16 protein-coding genes and 3 pseudogenes are annotated in these 17,480 nt (G+C 66.5%); 4 read left to right on the forward strand and 15 right to left on the reverse strand.

Features of this window, described 5'->3' with window-relative positions:
• Positions 1–7: 7 nt before the first annotated feature.
• The 6 genes and pseudogenes from AC3WL2_RS04165 to paaB all read right to left on the reverse strand — a co-directional run.
• Positions 8–1,576: pseudogene (locus tag AC3WL2_RS04165) on the reverse strand (cation acetate symporter); the annotation flags it as partial.
• Positions 1,567–1,875 carry a DUF485 domain-containing protein gene (locus AC3WL2_RS04170; protein ID WP_102682044.1) on the reverse strand — a complete coding sequence of 103 codons (309 nt, stop codon included), beginning with the start codon at positions 1,873–1,875 and terminating at the stop codon, positions 1,567–1,569. The pseudogene AC3WL2_RS04165 and the gene AC3WL2_RS04170, both read right to left, overlap by 10 nt.
• A 123-nt stretch (positions 1,876–1,998) precedes the next feature.
• A complete protein-coding gene (paaE, locus tag AC3WL2_RS04175) occupies positions 1,999–3,075 on the reverse strand; it encodes a 1,2-phenylacetyl-CoA epoxidase subunit PaaE (RefSeq protein WP_102682043.1) in 1,077 nt (358 codons plus the stop codon).
• Positions 3,076–3,090: 15 nt separating this feature from the next.
• Positions 3,091–3,615 carry a 1,2-phenylacetyl-CoA epoxidase subunit PaaD gene (gene paaD, locus AC3WL2_RS04180; RefSeq protein WP_102682042.1) on the reverse strand — a complete coding sequence of 175 codons (525 nt, stop codon included), beginning with the start codon at positions 3,613–3,615 and terminating at the stop codon, positions 3,091–3,093.
• Entirely contained in the window at positions 3,602–4,360 is a 759-nt protein-coding gene (gene paaC / locus AC3WL2_RS04185; protein ID WP_102682041.1) for a 1,2-phenylacetyl-CoA epoxidase subunit PaaC, read from the reverse strand. Before paaC ends, paaD begins: the two co-directional genes overlap by 14 nt.
• Before the next feature lie 8 nt (positions 4,361–4,368).
• Positions 4,369–4,650 (reverse strand): 1,2-phenylacetyl-CoA epoxidase subunit PaaB, encoded by a 282-nt coding sequence (paaB, locus tag AC3WL2_RS04190; protein WP_011533969.1) that lies wholly within the window; start codon positions 4,648–4,650, stop codon positions 4,369–4,371.
• A 37-nt stretch (positions 4,651–4,687) separates the two neighbouring features.
• On the opposite strand from paaB, the pseudogene AC3WL2_RS04195 reads away from it, so the two are divergent.
• A pseudogene (locus AC3WL2_RS04195) lies at positions 4,688–4,801 on the forward strand (hypothetical protein); the annotation flags it as partial.
• Here the strand turns inward: AC3WL2_RS04195 and paaA are convergent.
• The 7 genes and pseudogenes from paaA to paaF all read right to left on the reverse strand — a co-directional run.
• Positions 4,784–5,734: pseudogene (paaA, locus tag AC3WL2_RS04200) on the reverse strand (1,2-phenylacetyl-CoA epoxidase subunit PaaA); the annotation flags it as partial. The pseudogenes AC3WL2_RS04195 and paaA overlap by 18 nt on opposite strands.
• A 207-nt stretch (positions 5,735–5,941) precedes the next feature.
• A complete protein-coding gene (gene paaK, locus AC3WL2_RS04205) occupies positions 5,942–7,261 on the reverse strand; it encodes a phenylacetate--CoA ligase PaaK (RefSeq protein WP_038707537.1) in 1,320 nt (439 codons plus the stop codon).
• Between the two features lie 94 nt (positions 7,262–7,355).
• A complete protein-coding gene (gene pcaF, locus AC3WL2_RS04210) occupies positions 7,356–8,576 on the reverse strand; it encodes a 3-oxoadipyl-CoA thiolase (RefSeq protein ID WP_102682039.1) in 1,221 nt (406 codons plus the stop codon).
• Entirely contained in the window at positions 8,569–9,018 is a 450-nt protein-coding gene (gene paaI, locus AC3WL2_RS04215) for a hydroxyphenylacetyl-CoA thioesterase PaaI (protein WP_102682038.1), read from the reverse strand. The genes pcaF and paaI overlap by 8 nt, the downstream gene beginning before the upstream one ends.
• Positions 9,011–10,528: a 3-hydroxyacyl-CoA dehydrogenase PaaH gene (gene paaH / locus AC3WL2_RS04220; protein ID WP_102682037.1), complete on the reverse strand. Its 1,518-nt coding sequence runs from the start codon at positions 10,526–10,528 to the stop codon at positions 9,011–9,013. The genes paaI and paaH overlap by 8 nt, the downstream gene beginning before the upstream one ends.
• Positions 10,529–10,530: 2 nt before the next feature.
• Positions 10,531–11,325: a 2-(1,2-epoxy-1,2-dihydrophenyl)acetyl-CoA isomerase PaaG gene (gene paaG, locus AC3WL2_RS04225; protein WP_102682036.1), complete on the reverse strand. Its 795-nt coding sequence runs from the start codon at positions 11,323–11,325 to the stop codon at positions 10,531–10,533.
• A gap of 31 nt (positions 11,326–11,356) precedes the next feature.
• A complete protein-coding gene (gene paaF / locus AC3WL2_RS04230; RefSeq protein ID WP_102682035.1) occupies positions 11,357–12,130 on the reverse strand; it encodes a 2,3-dehydroadipyl-CoA hydratase PaaF in 774 nt (257 codons plus the stop codon).
• A 340-nt stretch (positions 12,131–12,470) separates the two neighbouring features.
• On the opposite strand from paaF, the gene paaY reads away from it, so the two are divergent.
• The gene (paaY, locus tag AC3WL2_RS04235) at positions 12,471–13,070 is read left to right on the forward strand and encodes a phenylacetic acid degradation protein PaaY (RefSeq protein WP_102682034.1); all 600 of its coding nucleotides are present in this window, start codon (positions 12,471–12,473) and stop codon (positions 13,068–13,070) included.
• A 59-nt stretch (positions 13,071–13,129) separates the two neighbouring features.
• Entirely contained in the window at positions 13,130–14,053 is a 924-nt protein-coding gene (gene paaX, locus AC3WL2_RS04240; RefSeq protein ID WP_102682033.1) for a phenylacetic acid degradation operon negative regulatory protein PaaX, read from the forward strand.
• A gap of 48 nt (positions 14,054–14,101) precedes the next feature.
• On the opposite strand, the gene AC3WL2_RS04245 is transcribed toward paaX, so the two are convergent.
• Entirely contained in the window at positions 14,102–15,685 is a 1,584-nt protein-coding gene (locus AC3WL2_RS04245) for a rhodanese-related sulfurtransferase (RefSeq protein ID WP_102682032.1), read from the reverse strand.
• Positions 15,682–16,284, reverse strand: coding sequence for a cysteine dioxygenase family protein (locus AC3WL2_RS04250; protein ID WP_102682031.1), 603 nt, complete (start codon positions 16,282–16,284; stop codon positions 15,682–15,684). Before AC3WL2_RS04250 ends, AC3WL2_RS04245 begins: the two co-directional genes overlap by 4 nt.
• Positions 16,285–16,394: 110 nt before the next feature.
• Here AC3WL2_RS04250 and AC3WL2_RS04255 point away from each other — a divergent pair, with 110 nt between their 5' ends.
• Positions 16,395–17,291: a LysR family transcriptional regulator gene (locus tag AC3WL2_RS04255; protein ID WP_102682030.1), complete on the forward strand. Its 897-nt coding sequence runs from the start codon at positions 16,395–16,397 to the stop codon at positions 17,289–17,291.
• The last annotated feature ends 189 nt before the right edge of the window (positions 17,292–17,480 follow it).

Here is a 17,480-nt window from a genome sequence, read left to right on the forward strand (position 1 = left end):
CTTGAGGTCAGTGCTTGCTGGCACCGGCGGCGCCGATACCGGTCATGGAGCGGATGAACTGGGCCAGGTAGCGCCCACGCTCTTCGCGCGCTTGTTCCGAGCCGTCGGTAACCGAGAAGGCCCAAGCCGCGAGGAAGGCCAGCGACATGGAGAACAGCGCCGGGTTGCTGTAGGGGAACAGCGCCCGTTCGTTGTGCAGCACGTTGACCCACACCGCCGGCCCCAGCACCACCAGCACGATCGCCGAGACCAGCCCGGCCAGGCTGCCGCCCACGGCGCCACGGGTGGTCAGGCCCTTCCAGAACATCGAGAGCAGCAGCACCGGGAAGTTGACCGAGGCGGCCACCGCCAACACCAGGCCGGAGAGGAAGGCGATGTTCTGCGACTCGAACAGCAGCCCCAGCAGCACCGCGAACAGGCCGATCCCCAGGGTGGCCAGGCGCGACACGCGCATTTCTTCCTGCTCGCTGGCCTGGCCCTTGCGCACCACGCAGGCGTACAGGTCGTGGGACACCGCCGAGGCGCCGGACAGCGCAAGGCCCGCGACCACGGCGAGAATGGTGGCGAAGGCCACCGCCGAGATGAAACCGAGGAACAGGTTGCCGCCCACCGCCTGGGCCAGGTGCACCGCGACCATGTTGCCGCCGCCGATGATCGCCCCCGTGGCGTCGCGGTAGGACGGCTCGGTGCCGACCATGACGATGGCGCCGAAGCCGATGACGATCAGCAGCAAATAGAAGTAGCCGATGAAACCGGTGGCGTAGAACACGCTCTTGCGCGCTTCCTTGGCGTCGCTGACGGTGAAGAAGCGCATGAGGATATGCGGCAGGCCGGCAGTGCCGAACATCATGCCCAGCCCCAGGGAAATGGCGTCCACCGGATTGGACAGCAGCGCGCCCGGCGCCATGATCGCCTGGCCCTTGGCGTGCACGGCCACGGCGCTGGCGAACATCGCCTCGGTGCTGAAGCCGAAATGCCTGAGCACCATGAATGCCATGAAGGTCGTGCCGCAGAGCAGCATCACCGCCTTGATGATCTGCACCCAGGTGGTGGCGAGCATGCCGCCGAAGGTGACGTACAGCACCATCAGCGCACCCACCAGCATCACCGCGTACAGGTAGCTGATGCCGAACAGCAGCTCGATCAGCTTGCCGGCGCCGACCATCTGCGCCACCAGGTACATCAGCGCCACGGCCAGGGTGCCGAAGGCCGAGGTCAGGCGCACCGGAGCCTGGGCCAGGCGGTAGGAGACGACGTCGGCGAAGGTGTACTTGCCCAGGTTGCGCAGGCGTTCGGCGATCAGGAACAGGATGATCGGCCAGCCGGCCAGCACGCCCAGGGCATACAGCAGGCCGTCGTAGCCGTTCATGAACATCATCGCCGAGATGCCCAGGAAGGACGCGGCGCTGATCATGTCGCCGGCGATCGCCAGGCCGTTCTGCATGCCGGTGAGGCCGCCGCCGGCGGTGTAGAAGTCGCTGGCCGAGCGGGTGCGCAGGGCGGCCCAGCGAGTCACCAGCAAGGTGAAGCAGACGAACACCAGGAACATCGAGATGGCGGTCCAGTTCATCGCGCGCACTCCTGCTTGACCACTTCGTTGAGCGGGTCGATGACGCGGTTGGCGCGGTGCATGTAGATGCCGGTGAGGGCAAAGGACAGCAGCACCATGAGCACTCCCACCAGCATGCCGACGCTGGTCACGCCGCCGCTGAGAGACTGGCCGAGCACGCCGGGGGCGAAGGCCACCAGCAGGACGAAGCCGTAGTAGGCGGCGAGCATGGTCAGGGTCAGTGAGCCGTTGAGGCGGCGCTTGCGCTTGATCAGTTGCACGAAGGCGGGGTGGTTGCTGATGGTTTCGAGGTGTTCGGGTGTCATGGGAGCGTTCTCTCTGGCTGTTGTAATTGTTTTTTCAGGTCACGCGTGTGTTGCCGAGGGCTTCATCGCTGGCAAGCCAGCGCTTGTGGTAGCTGGCTTGCCAGCGATGAAGGCAATGCGGTCTCAAAGCTGATCGAAGTCGAGCACCACCTTGTCGCTCAACGGGTAGGTCTGGCACGACAGCACATACCCGGCGGCCACTTCGTAGTCTTCCAGGGCATGGTTGCTGTCCATCTCCACCTCGCCCTCGATCACCTTGCACTTGCAGGTCGAGCACACCCCGGCCTTGCACGAGTACGGCAGCTCGGCGCCGATGGCGTTGCCGGCGTCGAGCACGCTGCGGGTGTTGCGCGGCAGGTCGAAGGCCAGGGCGCGGCCATCGCTGATCACGGTCACCTGGCTGATCGCCGAATCCAGCTCGCGGGCCGCTTCACGGGCCTCGCGGCGAGCTTCGCTGCCGGCGGCGGCGAACAGTTCATAGTGGATGCGCGCCTTGTCCATGCCGTTGGCCTGCAGGCTGTCGCGCACGGTTTCGGTCATGGCCTGGGGGCCGCAGATGAAGGCAGCATCGAGAGAGGCCACGTCGAGCCAGCGGGAGAACAGCTGGCCGCACTTGTCGGCGTCGATGCGGCCGTTGTACAGGTCGACGTCCTGTTGCTCGCGGCTGAACACGAAAATCAGGTTGAGGCGCTCGAGGTACCGGTTCTTCAGGTCCTCGAGGCGGTCGCGGAACAGCGCGCTGTTGCTGGCGCGGTTGCCGTACAGCAAGGTGAAGCGGCTGTTGGGTTCAGTGGCCAGCGTGGTGGCGACCAGCGACAGGATCGGAGTGATGCCGCTGCCGGCGGCCACGCCCAGGTAGTTGCCCCGGCGCGTCGGTTCCAGCGGCACGAAGAAGCTGCCCGCGGGCGGCATCACTTCGAGCTGCTGGCCGGCCTTGAGCATTTCGTTGGCAAACGCCGAGAAACGACCGCCCGGCACGCGCTTGACGGCGACCCGCAGCTCGTCGTCCTGCACCGCGCTGCAGATCGAGTAGGAGCGGCGCACCTCTTCGTCATCCAGGTGGGTGCGCATGACCAGGTACTGGCCCTGGGTGAAACGGAACTCATCGCGCAGGTGCGCGGGCACGTCGAAGGCGATGGACACCGCGTCCCGGGTCTCCTGGCGCACTTGCTTGATGGTCAGGCTGTGAAACTGGCTCATGGCGTTCTCCACGGCTCAAAGGCATTTGAAATAGTCGAACGGTTCCAGGCAGGCGCGGCAGCGGTACAGGGCCTTGCAGGCGGTGGAACCGAACTGGCTGAGCAGTTCGGTATCGGCGCTGCCGCACTGCGGGCAACACACGCTGGGTGCCGCCCCACGCAGGTTGGCGCGGCCCTCGGGTGGGGCGATACCGTAGGCGCGCAGCCGCTCACGGCCTTGCGCACTGATCCAGTCGGTGCTCCACGCCGGGGTGAGACGACGCTCCAGCGCAGGCTCCGCGAAGCCGGCCTGTTCCAGGGCCTGGCGAATGTCACTCTCGATCACCTCGGTGGCCGGGCAGCCGGAGTAGGTCGGGGTGACCACCAGGTGCAGGTGGCCGGCGCGCCAGTCGAGGTCGCGCACGACACCTAAGTCGACCACGCTGACCACCGGTACTTCCGGGTCCATCACCTCGGCCAGCACCGCCCAGGCCCGGCTCAGGTCGCCGTCGCGCAAGTCCCTGGCGCCCCGGTCGCCAGCGATCAGCTCACCAGGTTGCATCGGGGTAGGCTCGTGGCAGGAACTGCATTTCAGCCAGCAGCAGGCCGAGGTGTTCGGTGTGCAGGCCCTTGCGCCCGTCCAGGTAGAAGTGGCTGGCGGCCTTGGGCAGGGGCAGATCGACCGAGGCGAAGATGGCCGTGACGGTGTTCAGCCAATGCTGGGCGATCTGCGCCGGGTCGGCGCCGATACCGGCTTTGGCCAGCTGGACTTCACCGTCGTTCGCCACGCTCAGTTCGACCGTGAAGCGCCACAAGGCCGGGATGGCTTCGAGCATGCGTCGGCGGCTTTCTTCCGTGCCGCCCCCCAGGCGCTGTACCCATTCGCCGGAGCGGCGCAGGTGATAGGTGACTTCTTTCAGGGCCTTGGCGGCGATGCCGGCGATACGTTCATCGCGCGAGGCGCTGAGCGCTTCAAGCGTGGCGTGGTGCCAAGCGTCGTACAGGAACTGCTTGAGCAGGGTCACGGCGTAGTCGCCGTTGGGTTGCTCGACCAGCAGCAGGTTGCGGTAGGCGCGTTCGTCGCGACGGAACACCAGGGCATCGGCGTCGCGGCCGTCGTCCAGCAGCTCGGCGGCGTAGTCCAGCCAGTTGCGCGCCTGGCCCACCAGGTCGAGGCCGACGTTCATCAGCGCCAGTTCTTCTTCCAGCGCCGGCGCCTTGCCGCACCACTCGCACAGGCGCTGGCCCTGAACCAGGGCGCTGTCGCCGAGCAGCAGCAGGTATTGGATAAGTGCTTGCTTGTGCATGGCGGGCCTCACATGTGTCCGACTTCGGCGGGCAGCTCGTAGAAGCTGGCATGGCGGTAGACCTTGTCGTCCGCCGGGGCGAACAGCGGGTCCTTCTCGTCGGGCGAAGAGGCGGTGATCAGCGCCGAGGGCACCACCCACAGGCTCACGCCTTCGCTGCGGCGGGTGTACAGCTCGCGGGCGTTCTCGATGGCCATGGCGGCGTCGGCGGCGTGCACGCTGCCCACATGCTTGTGGTTCAGGCCGTGCTTGCTGCGCACGAAGACTTCGAACAGGGTCCAGACAGACATCAGGGGTATCTCCGCATCATTCGCCGCTTCAGGCGGCATTCTTGTTCTGTTGCTTGCGCGCATAGGCCACGGCGGCCTCGCGTACCCAGGCACCGTCTTCGATGGCCTTGCGGCGGGTGGCGACGCGCTCCTGGTTGCAGGGGCCGTTGCCCTTGAGCACCTCGTAGAACTCATCCCACTGGATCTGGCCGAAGTCGTAATGGCCACGCTCGGCGTTCCACTTGAGCTCAGGGTCGGGAGCGGTGCAGCCGAGCAGTTCCAGCTGCGGCACGGTCTGGTCGATGAAGCGCTGGCGCAGTTCGTCGTTGCTCTGACGCTTGATCTTCCAGGCCATGGACTGGGCGCTGTTGGGCGAGTGTTCGTCGCTGGGGCCGAACATCATCAGCGCCGGCCACCACAGGCGGTCGATGGCGTCCTGGACCATGTCCTTCTGTGCCTGGGTGCCGTGGCGCATCATGGTCAGCAGCAGTTCATAGCCCTGGCGCTGGTGGAAGCTTTCTTCCTTGCAGATGCGCACCATGGCGCGGGAGTAGGGGCCGTAGGAGGTGCGCTGCAGCACCACCTGGTTGACGATCGCCGCGCCGTCCACCAGCCAGCCCACCGCGCCCATGTCGGCCCAGCTCAGGGTCGGGTAGTTGAAGATGCTCGAATACTTGGCCTTGCCGCTGTGCAGCTTGGCGATCTCTTCGTCGCGGTCGGCGCCAAGGGTTTCCATGGCGCTGTACAGGTACAGGCCGTGGCCGGCCTCGTCCTGGATCTTGGCCATCAACTGCAGCTTGCGCTTGAGCGAGGGGGCGCGAGTGACCCAGTTGCCTTCCGGGAGCATGCCGACGATCTCGGAATGGGCGTGCTGGGAAATCTGGCGGATGAGCGTCTGGCGGTAGGCCTCGGGCATCCAGTTCTTGGCTTCGATCTTGATCTCGGCGTCGATCTTCTCCTGGAAGGCGCGCTCTTCGGGCGACATCTCTTCCAGGGTCTTCAGGCGTTTGACGCCGGTTTCTACGAGCTGTGCGTACATGGTCGGGCTCCCGCTGATGGGCTGCTTGGGGCGTGGCTCATTTATAAGCGATACAAAACACAACATCAAACTGTATTTGATGTATCAAATAAGATTTATGTATCGCTTTGCGGCCAATCGCTGGCAAGCCAGCTCCGGTGCAGCACAGACCTAAGGAATTGCGCGATCGCTGTGGGAGCCGGCTTGCCGGCGAAAGGGGCGCAGGCGCCCCCAGCTTTCTCAAGGCAAAAAAAAGCCCCGGATCAGGCCGGGGCTGAACGGAATGCCGATGAATCAGCTGGCCAGCCGCTTGTCATACACGTGACAGGCCTTGCCCTCTGAACGTTTCAGCGTGCCGCACGGCTGCAGCTGGATCTGCGTGCTGATGCCGATGTAGGTCTTGATCTGCTTCGCCAGCTCACCCACCACCTGCTTGCGCTGGCCCTCGTCGAGGTACTGGCTGTCGCTGCGCAGTTCAACATGCACCTCGACGCTGTCGAGATTGCCATTACGATACAGGTGAATCTCATACAGCTCGGAAAGCTGTTTTATCTTGAGCACCTGCTCCTCGATCTGCGTCGGGAACACATTGACCCCGCGGATGATCAGCATGTCGTCGCTGCGCCCGGTGATCTTGCCGATGCGCCGCATCGGCCGCGCCGTGCCGGGCAGCAGGCGGGTGAGGTCGCGGGTGCGGTAGCGCACCATCGGCAAGGCCTCCTTGCTCAGCGAGGTGAACACCAGCTCGCCGAGCTGGCCATCCGGCAACACCTGGCCTGTGACCGGGTCGATGATCTCGGGGTAGAAATGGTCTTCCCAGATGGTCGGGCCGTCCTTGGTCTCGATGCACTCCATGGCCACGCCCGGGCCCATGATTTCCGACAGCCCGTAGATGTCCAGGGCGTCGATGCCCAGGCGCTGCTCGATGGCGCGGCGCAGTTCATCGGTCCAGGGTTCGGCGCCGAAGATGCCCAGGCGCAGCTTGAGGTCGTGCGGGTCGATGCCCTGGCGCTCGATCTCGTCGGCGAGGTTGAGCATGTACGAGGGGGTAACCATGATGATGTCCGGCTGGAAGTCGCGGATCAGCTGCACCTGTTTCTCGGTCTGGCCGCCGGACATGGGGATCACCGTGCAGCCCAGGCGCTCGGCGCCGTAGTGCGCGCCCAGGCCGCCGGTGAACAGGCCGTAGCCGTAGGAGACATGCACCTTGTCGCCGCGGCGCCCGCCGGCGGCGCGAATCGAGCGCGCCACCACGTTGGCCCAGGTGTCGATGTCGTTCTGGGTGTAGCCGACCACCGTCGGTTTGCCGGTGGTGCCGCTGGAGGCGTGCAGGCGCACCACCTGGTCCTGGGGCACGGCAAACATGCCGTAGGGGTAGTTGTCGCGCAGGTCGTTCTTGCCGGTGAAGGGGAAGCGGGCCAGGTCCTCCAGCGATTTCAGGTCGTCGGGATGGGCGCCGCAGGCGTCGAAGCGCTGGCGGTACAGCGGCACATTGGCGTAGGCGTGGTTCAGGCTCCAGCGCAGGCGCTCCAGCTGGTGCTGGCGCAGTGCGTCGAGGCTGGCGGTTTCCATCGGGTCGAGCAGGGCGCGGTCGGCATCGTGGTAGAGATTCATGGTTTCACTCGAGTTGTTCTTGTCGTGGGCCGGGGCCCTGAGTGTCATGGCAGGCAGCATACTGCCCGCGTCGCTTGGCGTCTCTGGCGGCTGATCAGAGGCGTTCGATCACCAGGGCGATGCCCTGGCCGACGCCGATGCACATGGTGCACAGGGCGTAACGGCCGCCGGTCAGCTCCAGCTGGTGCAGGGCGGTGGTGACCAGGCGTGCGCCGCTCATGCCCAGCGGGTGGCCCAGGGCGATGGCGCCGCCGTTGGGATTGACCCGCGGATCGTCGTCGGCCAGACCCAGCTCGCGCAGCACGGCCAGGCCCTGGGCGGCAAAGGCTTCGTTGAGCTCGATCACGTCCATGTCGGCCAGTGCCAGGCCGGTCAGCTCCAGTACCTTGTGAGTCGCCGGCACCGGGCCGATACCCATGAGGCGTGGCTCGACGCCCGCCACCGCAAGGCCAAGCACCCGGCCACGGGCCTTGAGGCCGTGGCGTTGCGCGGCCTGTGGGCTGGCCAGAAGCAGGGCGCAGGCGCCGTCATTGACGCCCGAGGCATTGCCGGCGGTGACGCTGCCGCCGTCACGGAACGGCGTGCCCAGGCGCGCCAGTTGTTCCAGGGTGGTGTCGCCCCGCGGGTGCTCGTCCTGCTCGATACGCTTGGGCGGGCCTTTGCGCTGCGCGATCTCCACCGCGACGATCTCCCGGGCCAGGCGGCCATTGGCCTGGGCGGCGGCGGCCTTGAGCTGGCTGCGCAGGGCAAAGGCATCCTGGTCTTCGCGGGCGATGTTGAAGCGCTCGGCGACGTTCTCGGCGGTTTCGGGCATCGAATCGATGCCGTATTGCGCCTGCATCGACGGGTTGACGAAGCGCCAGCCGATGGTGGTGTCGAACAGCTGCGCGCCGCGGCCAAAGGCCTGTTCCGACTTGCCCATGACGAAGGGCGCGCGCGACATCGACTCGACGCCGCCGGCCAGCATCAACCCGGCTTCGCCGCAGCGCAGGGCGCGGGCAGCATTGCCGATGGCGTCCAGGCCCGAGCCGCACAGGCGGTTGATCGTGGTGCCGGGCACCTCGATCGGCAGCCCGGCCAGCAGGCCGGCCATGCGCGCGACGTTGCGGTTGTCTTCGCCGGCCTGGTTGGCGCAACCGAGAATCACATCGTCCAGTGCCGCCCAGTCGAGTCCGGGATGGCGCGCCATCAGCGCCTTGATCGGCACCGCGGCGAGATCGTCGGGGCGCACGCTCGACAGGGCGCCGCCGTAGCGGCCGATGGGGGTGCGCACGGCATCGATGATCAGCGCGTGGGGCAGGCTGACGTCATTCATTTGAAGTCTCCGGCGACAGCACGGTGCCGCGCACTTTGTAGGATTTGCCGTGGAACAGGGCGATCAGTTCGCCCTGCTGGTTCTCGATGCGCACGTCGTAGTTGCCGGTGCGGCCTTTGCGGCTTTGTTCGCTGGCGCTGGCCTGCAGGCGGTCGCCGAGCCGCGCCGGGGCCACATAGTCGATGCTGCAACCCAGGGCCACGGCTGCTTCATCGTAGCTGTTGCAGGCGAAGGCGAAGGCCGAATCGGCCAGGGCGAACAGGTAGCCGCCATGGCAGGTGCCGTGGCCCTGGATCATGTCGGCGCGCACGGTCATGCCCAGGCGGGCGCTGCCGGGGCCGGCTTCGAGCAGCTCGATGCCCAGGCCCTGGCTGGCGGCGTCACGGCCGAACATGGCCTCGGCGCAGGCGCGGGCCAAAGTGTGTGCGGATTGATCAGCCATGCAGGCGACCTCCTTCGGCGTGGGTGCGGCGCAGCAACAGGGACGGGCGGTAACGTTCCTCGCCGTAGCTGCGTTGCAGGTTGTCGAGCACGTTCAGGGTGTAGCCGATGCCCAGGTCGTCGGCCCAGGCCAGCGGCCCGCGCGGGTAGTTGACCCCGGCGCGCATGGCCAGGTCGATGTCACCGGGAGTGCCTACTCCTTGCAGTACGGCGTCGGCGGCTTCGTTGGCGAGCATGGCCACGGTGCGCAGCACCACCAGGCCGGGCAGGTCGGCGACCGGGCAGGCGCTCAGGCCAGCCCGGGCAAGCAGGGCGACGGCCTGGTCCAGGGCCTCGGCGCTGCATTCGGCACCGTGGCTGATGGCCAGGCGCGTGGCGCTGGCGTAGTCCAGGGCCAGGTCCAGCAGCACCAGGTTGCGCAAGCCGTCCTCGCGCGCGCGCTGGCTGGCCAGTCGGCCATCGGACACCGCCAGGGTGGCATCTCCCACACGGACCAGGCCGGCGCCGGCGCGCTCGGTGACGTCGACACCGTTGGCGCGCAAGCGCTCGACCAGGGGCTGCAGGGCACCCAGGTCGCCTTCAACCGTGCAGCGCTCTACAGGCGTCTGGCTGGTCAATGTCGCGGGCTGTAGCCGTTCGGCACCCTCGGCGTAGCTATAAAAGCCCTGGCCGGTCTTGCGCCCGAGGCGCCCGGCGTCGACCAGCTCTTTCTGCACCAGCGACGGCTGGAAGCGGAAATCGCCATAGAAGGCTTCGAACACCGAGCAGGTCACCGCGTAGTTGACGTCATGACCGATCAGGTCGGTCAGTTCAAAGGCGCCCATGCGAAACCCCCCGGCGTCGCGCAGCACGGCATCGAGGGTGGCGCAGTCGGCGGCGCCCTCCTGCAGCAGGCGCAGGCTTTCGGCATAGAAGGGCCGGGCCACGCGGTTGACGATAAAGCCCGGCGTCGAACGGGCATGCACCGCTTGCTTGCCCCAGGCACGGGCGGTGTCGTAAAGCGTGGCCGCCAGGCTCGGCGCAGTGGCCAGCCCGGAGACGATCTCCACCAGCGCCATCAAGGGCGCCGGGTTGAAGAAGTGCATGCCAATGACCCGCTCCGGGTGCTTGAGCCCGGCGGCGAGGCTGGTGATCGACAGCGAAGAAGTGTTGCTGGCCAGGATGCAGTCCGTGGCGCACAGGGCTTCAAGCCGACGCAGCAGGTCCTGTTTGACTGGCAGTTGTTCGACGATGGCTTCGATCACCAGATGGGCCTTGGCCAGGGCGTCGAGGCTGTCCACCGGTTGCAGTCGGTCGCGGATCGCGCTGCGGCTGTCAGGCGCAAGCTTGCCTTTTTCCACCTGCCGGCCGAGCAGGCGATCGATGCCTTCGATCGCCTGCTTGGCGGCGCCGGGGCGCGTATCGTAGAGACGCACGGGATGACCGGCCTGGGCCGCCACCTGGGCGATGCCGGCACCCATGGCGCCTGCACCGATTACTGCCACCAGGGCGTCGTTGTCGAGTGCGGCCATGGTCAGCGCCCCTTGAACACAGGTGTGCGTTTGTTCATGAAGGCGCTGACGCCCTCGCGGTAATCCTCGCTGCGCCCGGCCAGGCGCTGGAGATCGCGCTCCAGTTCCAGCTGTTCATCGAAGCGGTTGTCGAAACTCTGGTTGAGGGCACGCTTGATCAAGGCCAGGCCGTAGGTGGGCTGGGCTGCCAGGTGACGGGCCAGGCCGAGTGCTTCGTCGCGCAGCGCGGCATCGTCCACCACCCGGTGGATCAGCCCCCATTGCTCGGCCTGCTCGGCGCTCAGGCGCTCGCCCAGCAGGGCCAGCGCCTTGGCCCGGGCCATGCCGACCAGTCTGGGCAGCAACCAGGTGCCGCCGGAATCCGGCACCAGGCCAATCTTGCAGAACGCCTGAATGAAGCTCGCCGAGCGTGCCGCCAGCACCAGGTCGCAGGCCAGTGGCAGGTTGGCCCCGGCACCAGCGGCCACGCCGTTGACCGCGCAGATCACCGGCAGCGGTAGGTCGCGCAGGCTGCGCACCAGCGGGTTGTAGAACTGTTCGATGGATTGGCCGAGGTCAGGCAGCTCGGCGCCGGGCGCGACATTGCGGTCGGCCAGGTCCTGGCCTGCGCAGAAGCCACGGCCTTCGCCGGTCAGCAGCAGCACGCGGGCGTGGTCGCTGTGGCGTACCTGCTTCAAGGCCTCGCGCACCTCCAGGTGCATCGCGGTATTGAAGCTGTTGAGCTGCTCGGGCCGGTTGAGCGAGAGGAGGGCGACGCCGTCGTCGCCGATGGAAAACAGGATGTGCTGGAAAGACATGACTGGCTCGCTCCGTCAGTCGGTGGAAGGCTTACAGCCCTTGGAATCGGGCCGGGCGTTTTTCCTGGAAGGCGCGGATGCCTTCGTTGCGGTCGGCGGTGCCGGCCAGCAGGGTGAAGGCATGGCGCTCGAAGCGCAGGCCGCTCGCCAGGTCCATGTCCTGGGCCTTGAGCAGCGCCTCCTTGGCCAGGCGCACCGCCAGCGGCGCCTTGGCGGCGATGGCGACGGCCACCTGCAGGGCGCGCTCGACGGTGAGTTCGGGCTCGGTGACTTCACTGACCAGGCCGGCCTGCAGGGCATGGCGGGCGCCGATGGCCTCACCGCCCAGGACCATCTGCATGGCCAGCGGCTTGCCCACGGCGCGCAGCAGGCGCTGGGTGCCGCCAGCCCCGGGAAGGATGCCGAGGTTGATTTCCGGCTGGCCGAAACGGGCGTCGCTGCCGGCGATGACGATATCGGCGCACATCACCAGTTCGCAGCCGCCGCCGAGGGCGAAGCCGTTGACCGCGGCGATCAAGGGTTTGCCGAAGCCGGCGATGCGCTGCCAGTGGAGCACGCGCGGGTCGCCGAGGATGCCGACCAGGTCGCGCTGGGCCATTTCGTTGATATCGGCGCCGGCGGCGAAGGCCTTGCGGCTGCCGGTGATGACCACGGCACGGATCTGCGGATCCTGGTCGGCGGCATTCAGTTCTGCGGCCAGCTCTTCCAGCAGCGCTGTGTTCAGGGCGTTCAGGGCTTGCGGGCGGTGCAGGGTGATCAGGCGGACACCGTCCGCCGGGGCCTGCACGATGAGGTTGCTTGGCATGGGATACCTCGGGCTGCACGTTCGGCGCCGGCTGGGGCCGGCTTTTCTTGGAATTGTTCGTGGTGCTGGGGCAAGTATATGTTCAATGCGATACATAAAATCAACATAGAAATTATAATTAAGTATCTTGATGTGAGGCGAGTTACGCTATCGCGGGGCAAGCCCGCTCCCACGCTGCCTTGCTTTCATAGCTGATATTGGGGGCTGGCTTGCCCAGTGATGAGGTCTTCACAGGTCTGAAGCTTTGTGAAGAAAGCGATACACCAGCAATGCATTGACTAAGTGATTTGATCTGATACAGGATCGAAAGATCTTCTGAATCATATCGAGAGCCAAACCCATGCCCTGCTACCGCCTCGACGGCCTGACCCCCGTGGTCCACCCCAGCGCCTACGTACACCCCAGCGCCGTGCTGATCGGCGACGTGCTGGTCGGCGCAAACTGCTACATCGGCCCCTTGGCCTCGCTGCGCGGCGATTTCGGGCGAATCATCCTGGAGGAGGGCGCCAACCTGCAGGACACCTGCGTGATGCACGGTTTTCCCGGCGGCGACACGGTGGTCGAGCGCAACGGCCATATCGGCCATGGCGCCGTGCTGCATGGCTGCCGGATCGGCGAGGATGCCCTGGTCGGCATGAACGCGGTGGTCATGGACGCCGCGCATATCGCCCCGCGCTGCATCGTTGCCGCCACGGCCTTCGTCAAGGCCGGCTTCGAATGCCCGCAGCAACACCTGGTGGTCGGCGCGCCGGCCGTGGCCAAGCGCCCGCTCAGCGACCAGGAACTGGCCTGGAAGCAGCGCGGTACCGCCGAGTACCACCGCCTCGCCCGGCGTTGCCTGAGCGCGCTGGAGGAATGCCCGCCATTGACCGCGCCGGAGCAGGACCGCCCGCGCATGGGCGACTCCGGCTTCAGGCCCAAGGCCGAGGGCGGTGCATGAGCCTTGCGCGGTCGCGGCAGGCAGGTATAGTCGAGGCTTTAGCCGCGCCGCGTTCCCCCATGAGCAGCCTTGCCCCCCTGAATCACCTGATTACCCGTTTCCAGGAGCAGACGCCGATCCGCGCCAGCTCCCTGATCATCACCCTCTACGGCGATGCCATCGAACCCCATGGCGGCACGGTCTGGCTGGGCAGCCTGATCAACCTGCTGGAGCCGATGGGCATCAACGAGCGGCTGATCCGCACCTCGATCTTCCGCCTGACCAAGGAAGGCTGGCTGACCGCCGAAAAGGTCGGCCGGCGCAGCTACTACAGCCTCACCGGCACCGGCCGGCGGCGCTTCGAAAAAGCCTTCAAGCGCGTCTACAGCGCCAGCCTGCCGGCCTGGAACGGCGCCTGGACCCTGGTGCTGCTGGCCCAGCTCGACGCCACCAAGCGCAAGGCGGTGCGTGAAGAGCTCGAGTGGCAAGGCTTCGGCGTCATGGGCGCGAACCTGCTGGGCTGCCCGCGCACCGACCGTGCTGACCTGGCCGCCACCTTGCGCGAGCAGGATGCCGAGGACGACTGCATCGTCTTCGAGACCCACGCCCAGGAAGTACTGGCCTCCAAGGCCCTGCGCGCCCAGGTGCGGGAAAGCTGGAACATCGAGGAACTGGGCCAGCACTACAGCGAGTTCATCCGCCTGTTCCGCCCGTTGTGGCAGGCGATGAAGGACCTGGACGCGCCAAGCCCGCAGGACTGCTTCCTGGCGCGCACGCTGCTGATCCACGAGTACCGCCGCCTGCTGCTGCGTGATCCGCAGTTGCCGGACGAGTTGTTGCCGGGGGATTGGGAAGGGCGCGCGGCGCGGCAGCTGTGCCGCAACCTGTACCGGCTGGTGCAGGGCAGGGCGGAGGAGTATCTGGCCAGCGCACTGGAAACGGCGGATGGGCCGTTGCCGGATGCCAACGAGAGTTACTATCGACGCTTCGGCGGGCTTGGCTGAGTGAAAGGAACGGGCAAGCCCTCTCGTGCGAAGAGGGCGTGCAAGTTGTCAGATGACAAAGAACCCATGGGTTCCGTCACGCCCCAACTGTTCCACCAACCCGAACTCCCAATCCAGATACCCCTGCATCGCTTCGCGCGGGCTATCGGTACCCTCGTAGGGCCGCCGATAACGATCGATGCGCGGCGCACCCAGGCGCTGCTCGCCTTGTTCGGTCGGCAGCCCGGCGGCGTTCCAGGCGCTGTTGCCGCCCTCGAGCACGAACACCGGCTTGCCGCTCAGGGCCGCCACCTCTGGTGCGGCATAGCGCGCCAGTTGGCTCGAGCCGCAGGTCAGGACGAAGTGCCGTGCTGCCGGTAATGTCGCCAGTACTTCTTCAAGTTGGCTACGCAGCGCCCACACCGCACCGGGAATATGCTGCCGGACATGGTTGGCGCTGGTGGTGAAGTCCAGCACCTGGGTGCCCGGATCCGAAAGCCAGTCGGCGAGGAGGGCGGGGCTGATGGTTTCAGCCTCGGGCGGTGCCGGCACGGGCGCGACCCAGACGCCGGTTTCCGTGAAGTCGTCAGACGACAACCCATCGAGCACCGCCACCGCCCAGCCCATCTGGGCCAGCCACGACGCACTCATGTTGGCGCGCACGCCGTCGTCGTCCACCAGCACCAGGCGCGCGCCGCGCACACTGGCGACATGGTCGGTCTCCTGTACCAGTTGGCCACCGGGCGTGGAGCGGGCGCCGGGCAGGTGGCCCAGGGCAAACTCCTCGGGCGTGCGCACATCGAACAGGTAAGTGGTGCGCTGCGCTTCGGCCTGCCATTGGCGCAGGCCTGCCGGATCGATGCGTGCCACACCGGCGCGGTCGGCCACCTGGCGGGCGCGTTGCGCGGCGCTGTCGCGGGTGGTGGCGGTCACTGCGCGGAAACGGCGCGACTGGCCATGTTCCAGTGCCTGCCCGGCAAGGGTCCAGCCGATGGTGCCGTTGCGCAGGGCCGCCACCGGGTTGGGGACGCCGGCATTGACCAGCGATTGGGTGCCAATGATGCTGCGGGTGCGCCCGGCGCAATTGACGATCACCCGGGTGTCCGGGTCGGGGGCCAGCTCCGCCACGCGCAGCACCAGCTCGGCGCCGGGCACGCTGATACCGCTGGGGATGCTCATGGTCTGGTACTCGTCGAAGCGGCGGGCATCCAGCACCACCACATCGGCGTTGGCGTCGAGCAGCGCCTTGACCTCTTCGGCCGGCAGCGACGGTGTATGGCGCTCGGCCTCCACCAGCTCGCCGAAAGCCTTGCTCGGCACGTTGACGTCTCGGAACAACTCGCCACCTGCTTCGCGCCAACCGGCCAGGCCGCCGTCGAGCAGCGCCACGTCGGTGTAGCCCAGGGCGAGCAGGCGCTGCGCGGCGGTCAACGCCAGCCCTTCGCCGTCGTCGTAGACGGTGATGGGCGTGTCGCGCCGTGGCACTCGGGCGTAGATCTCCAGTTCAAGGCGCGACAGCGGCACATTGGCGGCGAACAGCGGATGGGCCTGGGCGAACGGGTCTTCCTCGCGGACATCGAGCAAGGCCAGCTCCTGGCCGGCAAGCAGTGCGGTGCGGATAGCGTGGTAGCTGCGGTGGGTAGCCTGGCTCATGCGCGGTTCTCTTTCGACAGATCCCAGAGGTTGGGCAGGTGGCTGTTGGAATAGCCGGAAATGAAGGGCTTCTCTTCGCCCTCGGCGCTGTACACCGCACGCCGCACGGCGCCGATGTTGGCGCCGTAGACATGGATGCTGACGGAAGTACGGTCGGCATGGGCATTGCGCACCTGGTGCAGGTCGCCGATGCGCGGCGACACCGCGATCACCTCGCCGGGCGCGAGCCGCTCGGCCGGGCTCTCCGGCTGCAGGGCACCGTGCGCCAGGGCATAGCCCTGGCTGATTTCGCTGCCGCGCAGCATGCCGATCAGCCCCCAGGTGCGGTGGTCGTGCACGGGTGTTTCCTGCCCCGGCCCCCAGACGAAACTGACGATGGAGAACCGCTGGCCGGAGTCGGCGTGCAGCAGGTATTGCTGGTAGCGCTCCGGGCTGGGCCGGGCGTAGTCGTCCGGCAGCCAGTCGTCGACACTGACCAGGTCGCGCAGCAACCGCGCGCCGTGGTCGAGCAGGCGCGGCTCGTCCGGCGCCTGGGCGAGAAGGTCGGCCAGCTCGCCGATGAAGCTGCGTAGCCGTCCGAGGTTGGGCGTTTGAGACATAGGTTCCCTCGATGTCCGTCAGGTTAGGCAGCGCCGGGCGCTACCGTGGCGAGGAAAAAGGTATTATTCTTTTTGCGTATTTTTCCAGATATTTATTATGCGAATTAAGAATGAAGATAGATGATATCGATGCATTCGTGGCCGTCATCCGCAGCCAGTCCATCAGCCAGGCGGCTGAATCGCTGCGCCTGACCCAGCCGGCCATCACCCGCCGGGTGCAGAACTTCGAGGAAGCCCTCGGCGTCAGCCTGCTGGACCGCAACACCAAACCATTGAAACCCACGCCCATGGGCATGCGCGTCTACGAGCAGTGCCGGGCGGTGCTGCGCGAGATGGACGCGCTGCGCGAACTGGTGCTCAGCGACGCCTTGCCCAGTGGCGCGCTGCGCCTGGGGGTGCCGCAGACCATCGGCGACGTGGTGCTGCTCGACGCCCTCAGCCAGCTCAAGGCGCTGTATCCCGACCTGCAGACCCAGGTCGCCACCGGTTGGGGCAGCCACCTGCTGGGCAAGATGGAGAACGGCGAGCTGGACGCGGTGGCGGCACTGTTCCCGGCCGGCAAGGTGTTCCCCGAGGGCATCGTCGGTCGCTCGTTGGCGCGCATGGACCTGGTGGTGGTGGCTGCCCGCGGCGAGGTGGGCAAGCGCAGTTGCAAGCTTGCCGACTGCTACCAGCGTGGCTGGGTGCTCAACCCCGACGGCTGTGGTTTCCGTGCCGGTCTGCAGCGGGCGTTGAACGACGAAGGGCTGTCGCTGCGGATCAACCTGGAAACCTTCGGTACCGAGTTGCAACTGGGCTTGATCGCCAATGGCCTGGGCTTTGGCCTGGTGCCACGACCGTTGCTGGACAACAGCCGCCACCGCGAGCGCCTGGACATCGTGCAGGTAAGTGATTTCAAGCCGGTGATCGACTTGTGGCTGATCCATCCGCGTTTTCTCGGCAACCTGCAGGCGCCGGTGGCGTTGTTTGGCGAGACCGTGGCGCAACGGGTGGCGAATCAACCGTAGGCGCGAGGCTGAAATGGGGCTGCGTTGCAGTCCCGAAGCACCTATGCAAATTTAATAATTTGCATATGTTGGCAATTGTTGAATGCATTATTTGTATATTAGGTTAGAAGCATATCGAATTTCACGGCACTTTTTAAGATCGATAGCATAAGGATCAAGCCAGACACCGGCGGGCTTGATCGACACTCC

The organism is Pseudomonas sp. FW305-96, from assembly GCF_058783825.1.

Bases quoted from the DNA above. Each gene is read 5' to 3' on its own strand.
- paaC (WP_102682041.1), bottom strand. From the start codon at position 4,360: ATGCACAAGCAAGCACTTATCCAATACCTGCTGCTGCTCGGCGACAGC.
- paaE (WP_102682043.1), bottom strand. From the start codon at position 3,075: ATGAGCCAGTTTCACAGCCTGACCATCAAGCAAGTGCGCCAGGAGACC.
- AC3WL2_RS04245 (WP_102682032.1), bottom strand. From the start codon at position 15,685: ATGAGCCAGGCTACCCACCGCAGCTACCACGCTATCCGCACCGCACTG.
- pcaF (WP_102682039.1), bottom strand. From the start codon at position 8,576: ATGAATGACGTCAGCCTGCCCCACGCGCTGATCATCGATGCCGTGCGC.
- paaF (WP_102682035.1), bottom strand. From the start codon at position 12,130: ATGCCAAGCAACCTCATCGTGCAGGCCCCGGCGGACGGTGTCCGCCTG.
- AC3WL2_RS04170 (WP_102682044.1), bottom strand. From the start codon at position 1,875: ATGACACCCGAACACCTCGAAACCATCAGCAACCACCCCGCCTTCGTG.
- AC3WL2_RS04255 (WP_102682030.1), top strand. From the start codon at position 16,395: ATGAAGATAGATGATATCGATGCATTCGTGGCCGTCATCCGCAGCCAG.
- paaD (WP_102682042.1), bottom strand. From the start codon at position 3,615: ATGCAACCTGGTGAGCTGATCGCTGGCGACCGGGGCGCCAGGGACTTG.
- paaX (WP_102682033.1), top strand. From the start codon at position 13,130: ATGAGCAGCCTTGCCCCCCTGAATCACCTGATTACCCGTTTCCAGGAG.
- paaK (WP_038707537.1), bottom strand. From the start codon at position 7,261: ATGAATCTCTACCACGATGCCGACCGCGCCCTGCTCGACCCGATGGAA.
- AC3WL2_RS04250 (WP_102682031.1), bottom strand. From the start codon at position 16,284: ATGTCTCAAACGCCCAACCTCGGACGGCTACGCAGCTTCATCGGCGAG.
- paaH (WP_102682037.1), bottom strand. From the start codon at position 10,528: ATGGCCGCACTCGACAACGACGCCCTGGTGGCAGTAATCGGTGCAGGC.
- paaB (WP_011533969.1), bottom strand. From the start codon at position 4,650: ATGTCTGTCTGGACCCTGTTCGAAGTCTTCGTGCGCAGCAAGCACGGC.
- paaY (WP_102682034.1), top strand. From the start codon at position 12,471: ATGCCCTGCTACCGCCTCGACGGCCTGACCCCCGTGGTCCACCCCAGC.
- paaI (WP_102682038.1), bottom strand. From the start codon at position 9,018: ATGGCTGATCAATCCGCACACACTTTGGCCCGCGCCTGCGCCGAGGCC.
- paaG (WP_102682036.1), bottom strand. From the start codon at position 11,325: ATGTCTTTCCAGCACATCCTGTTTTCCATCGGCGACGACGGCGTCGCC.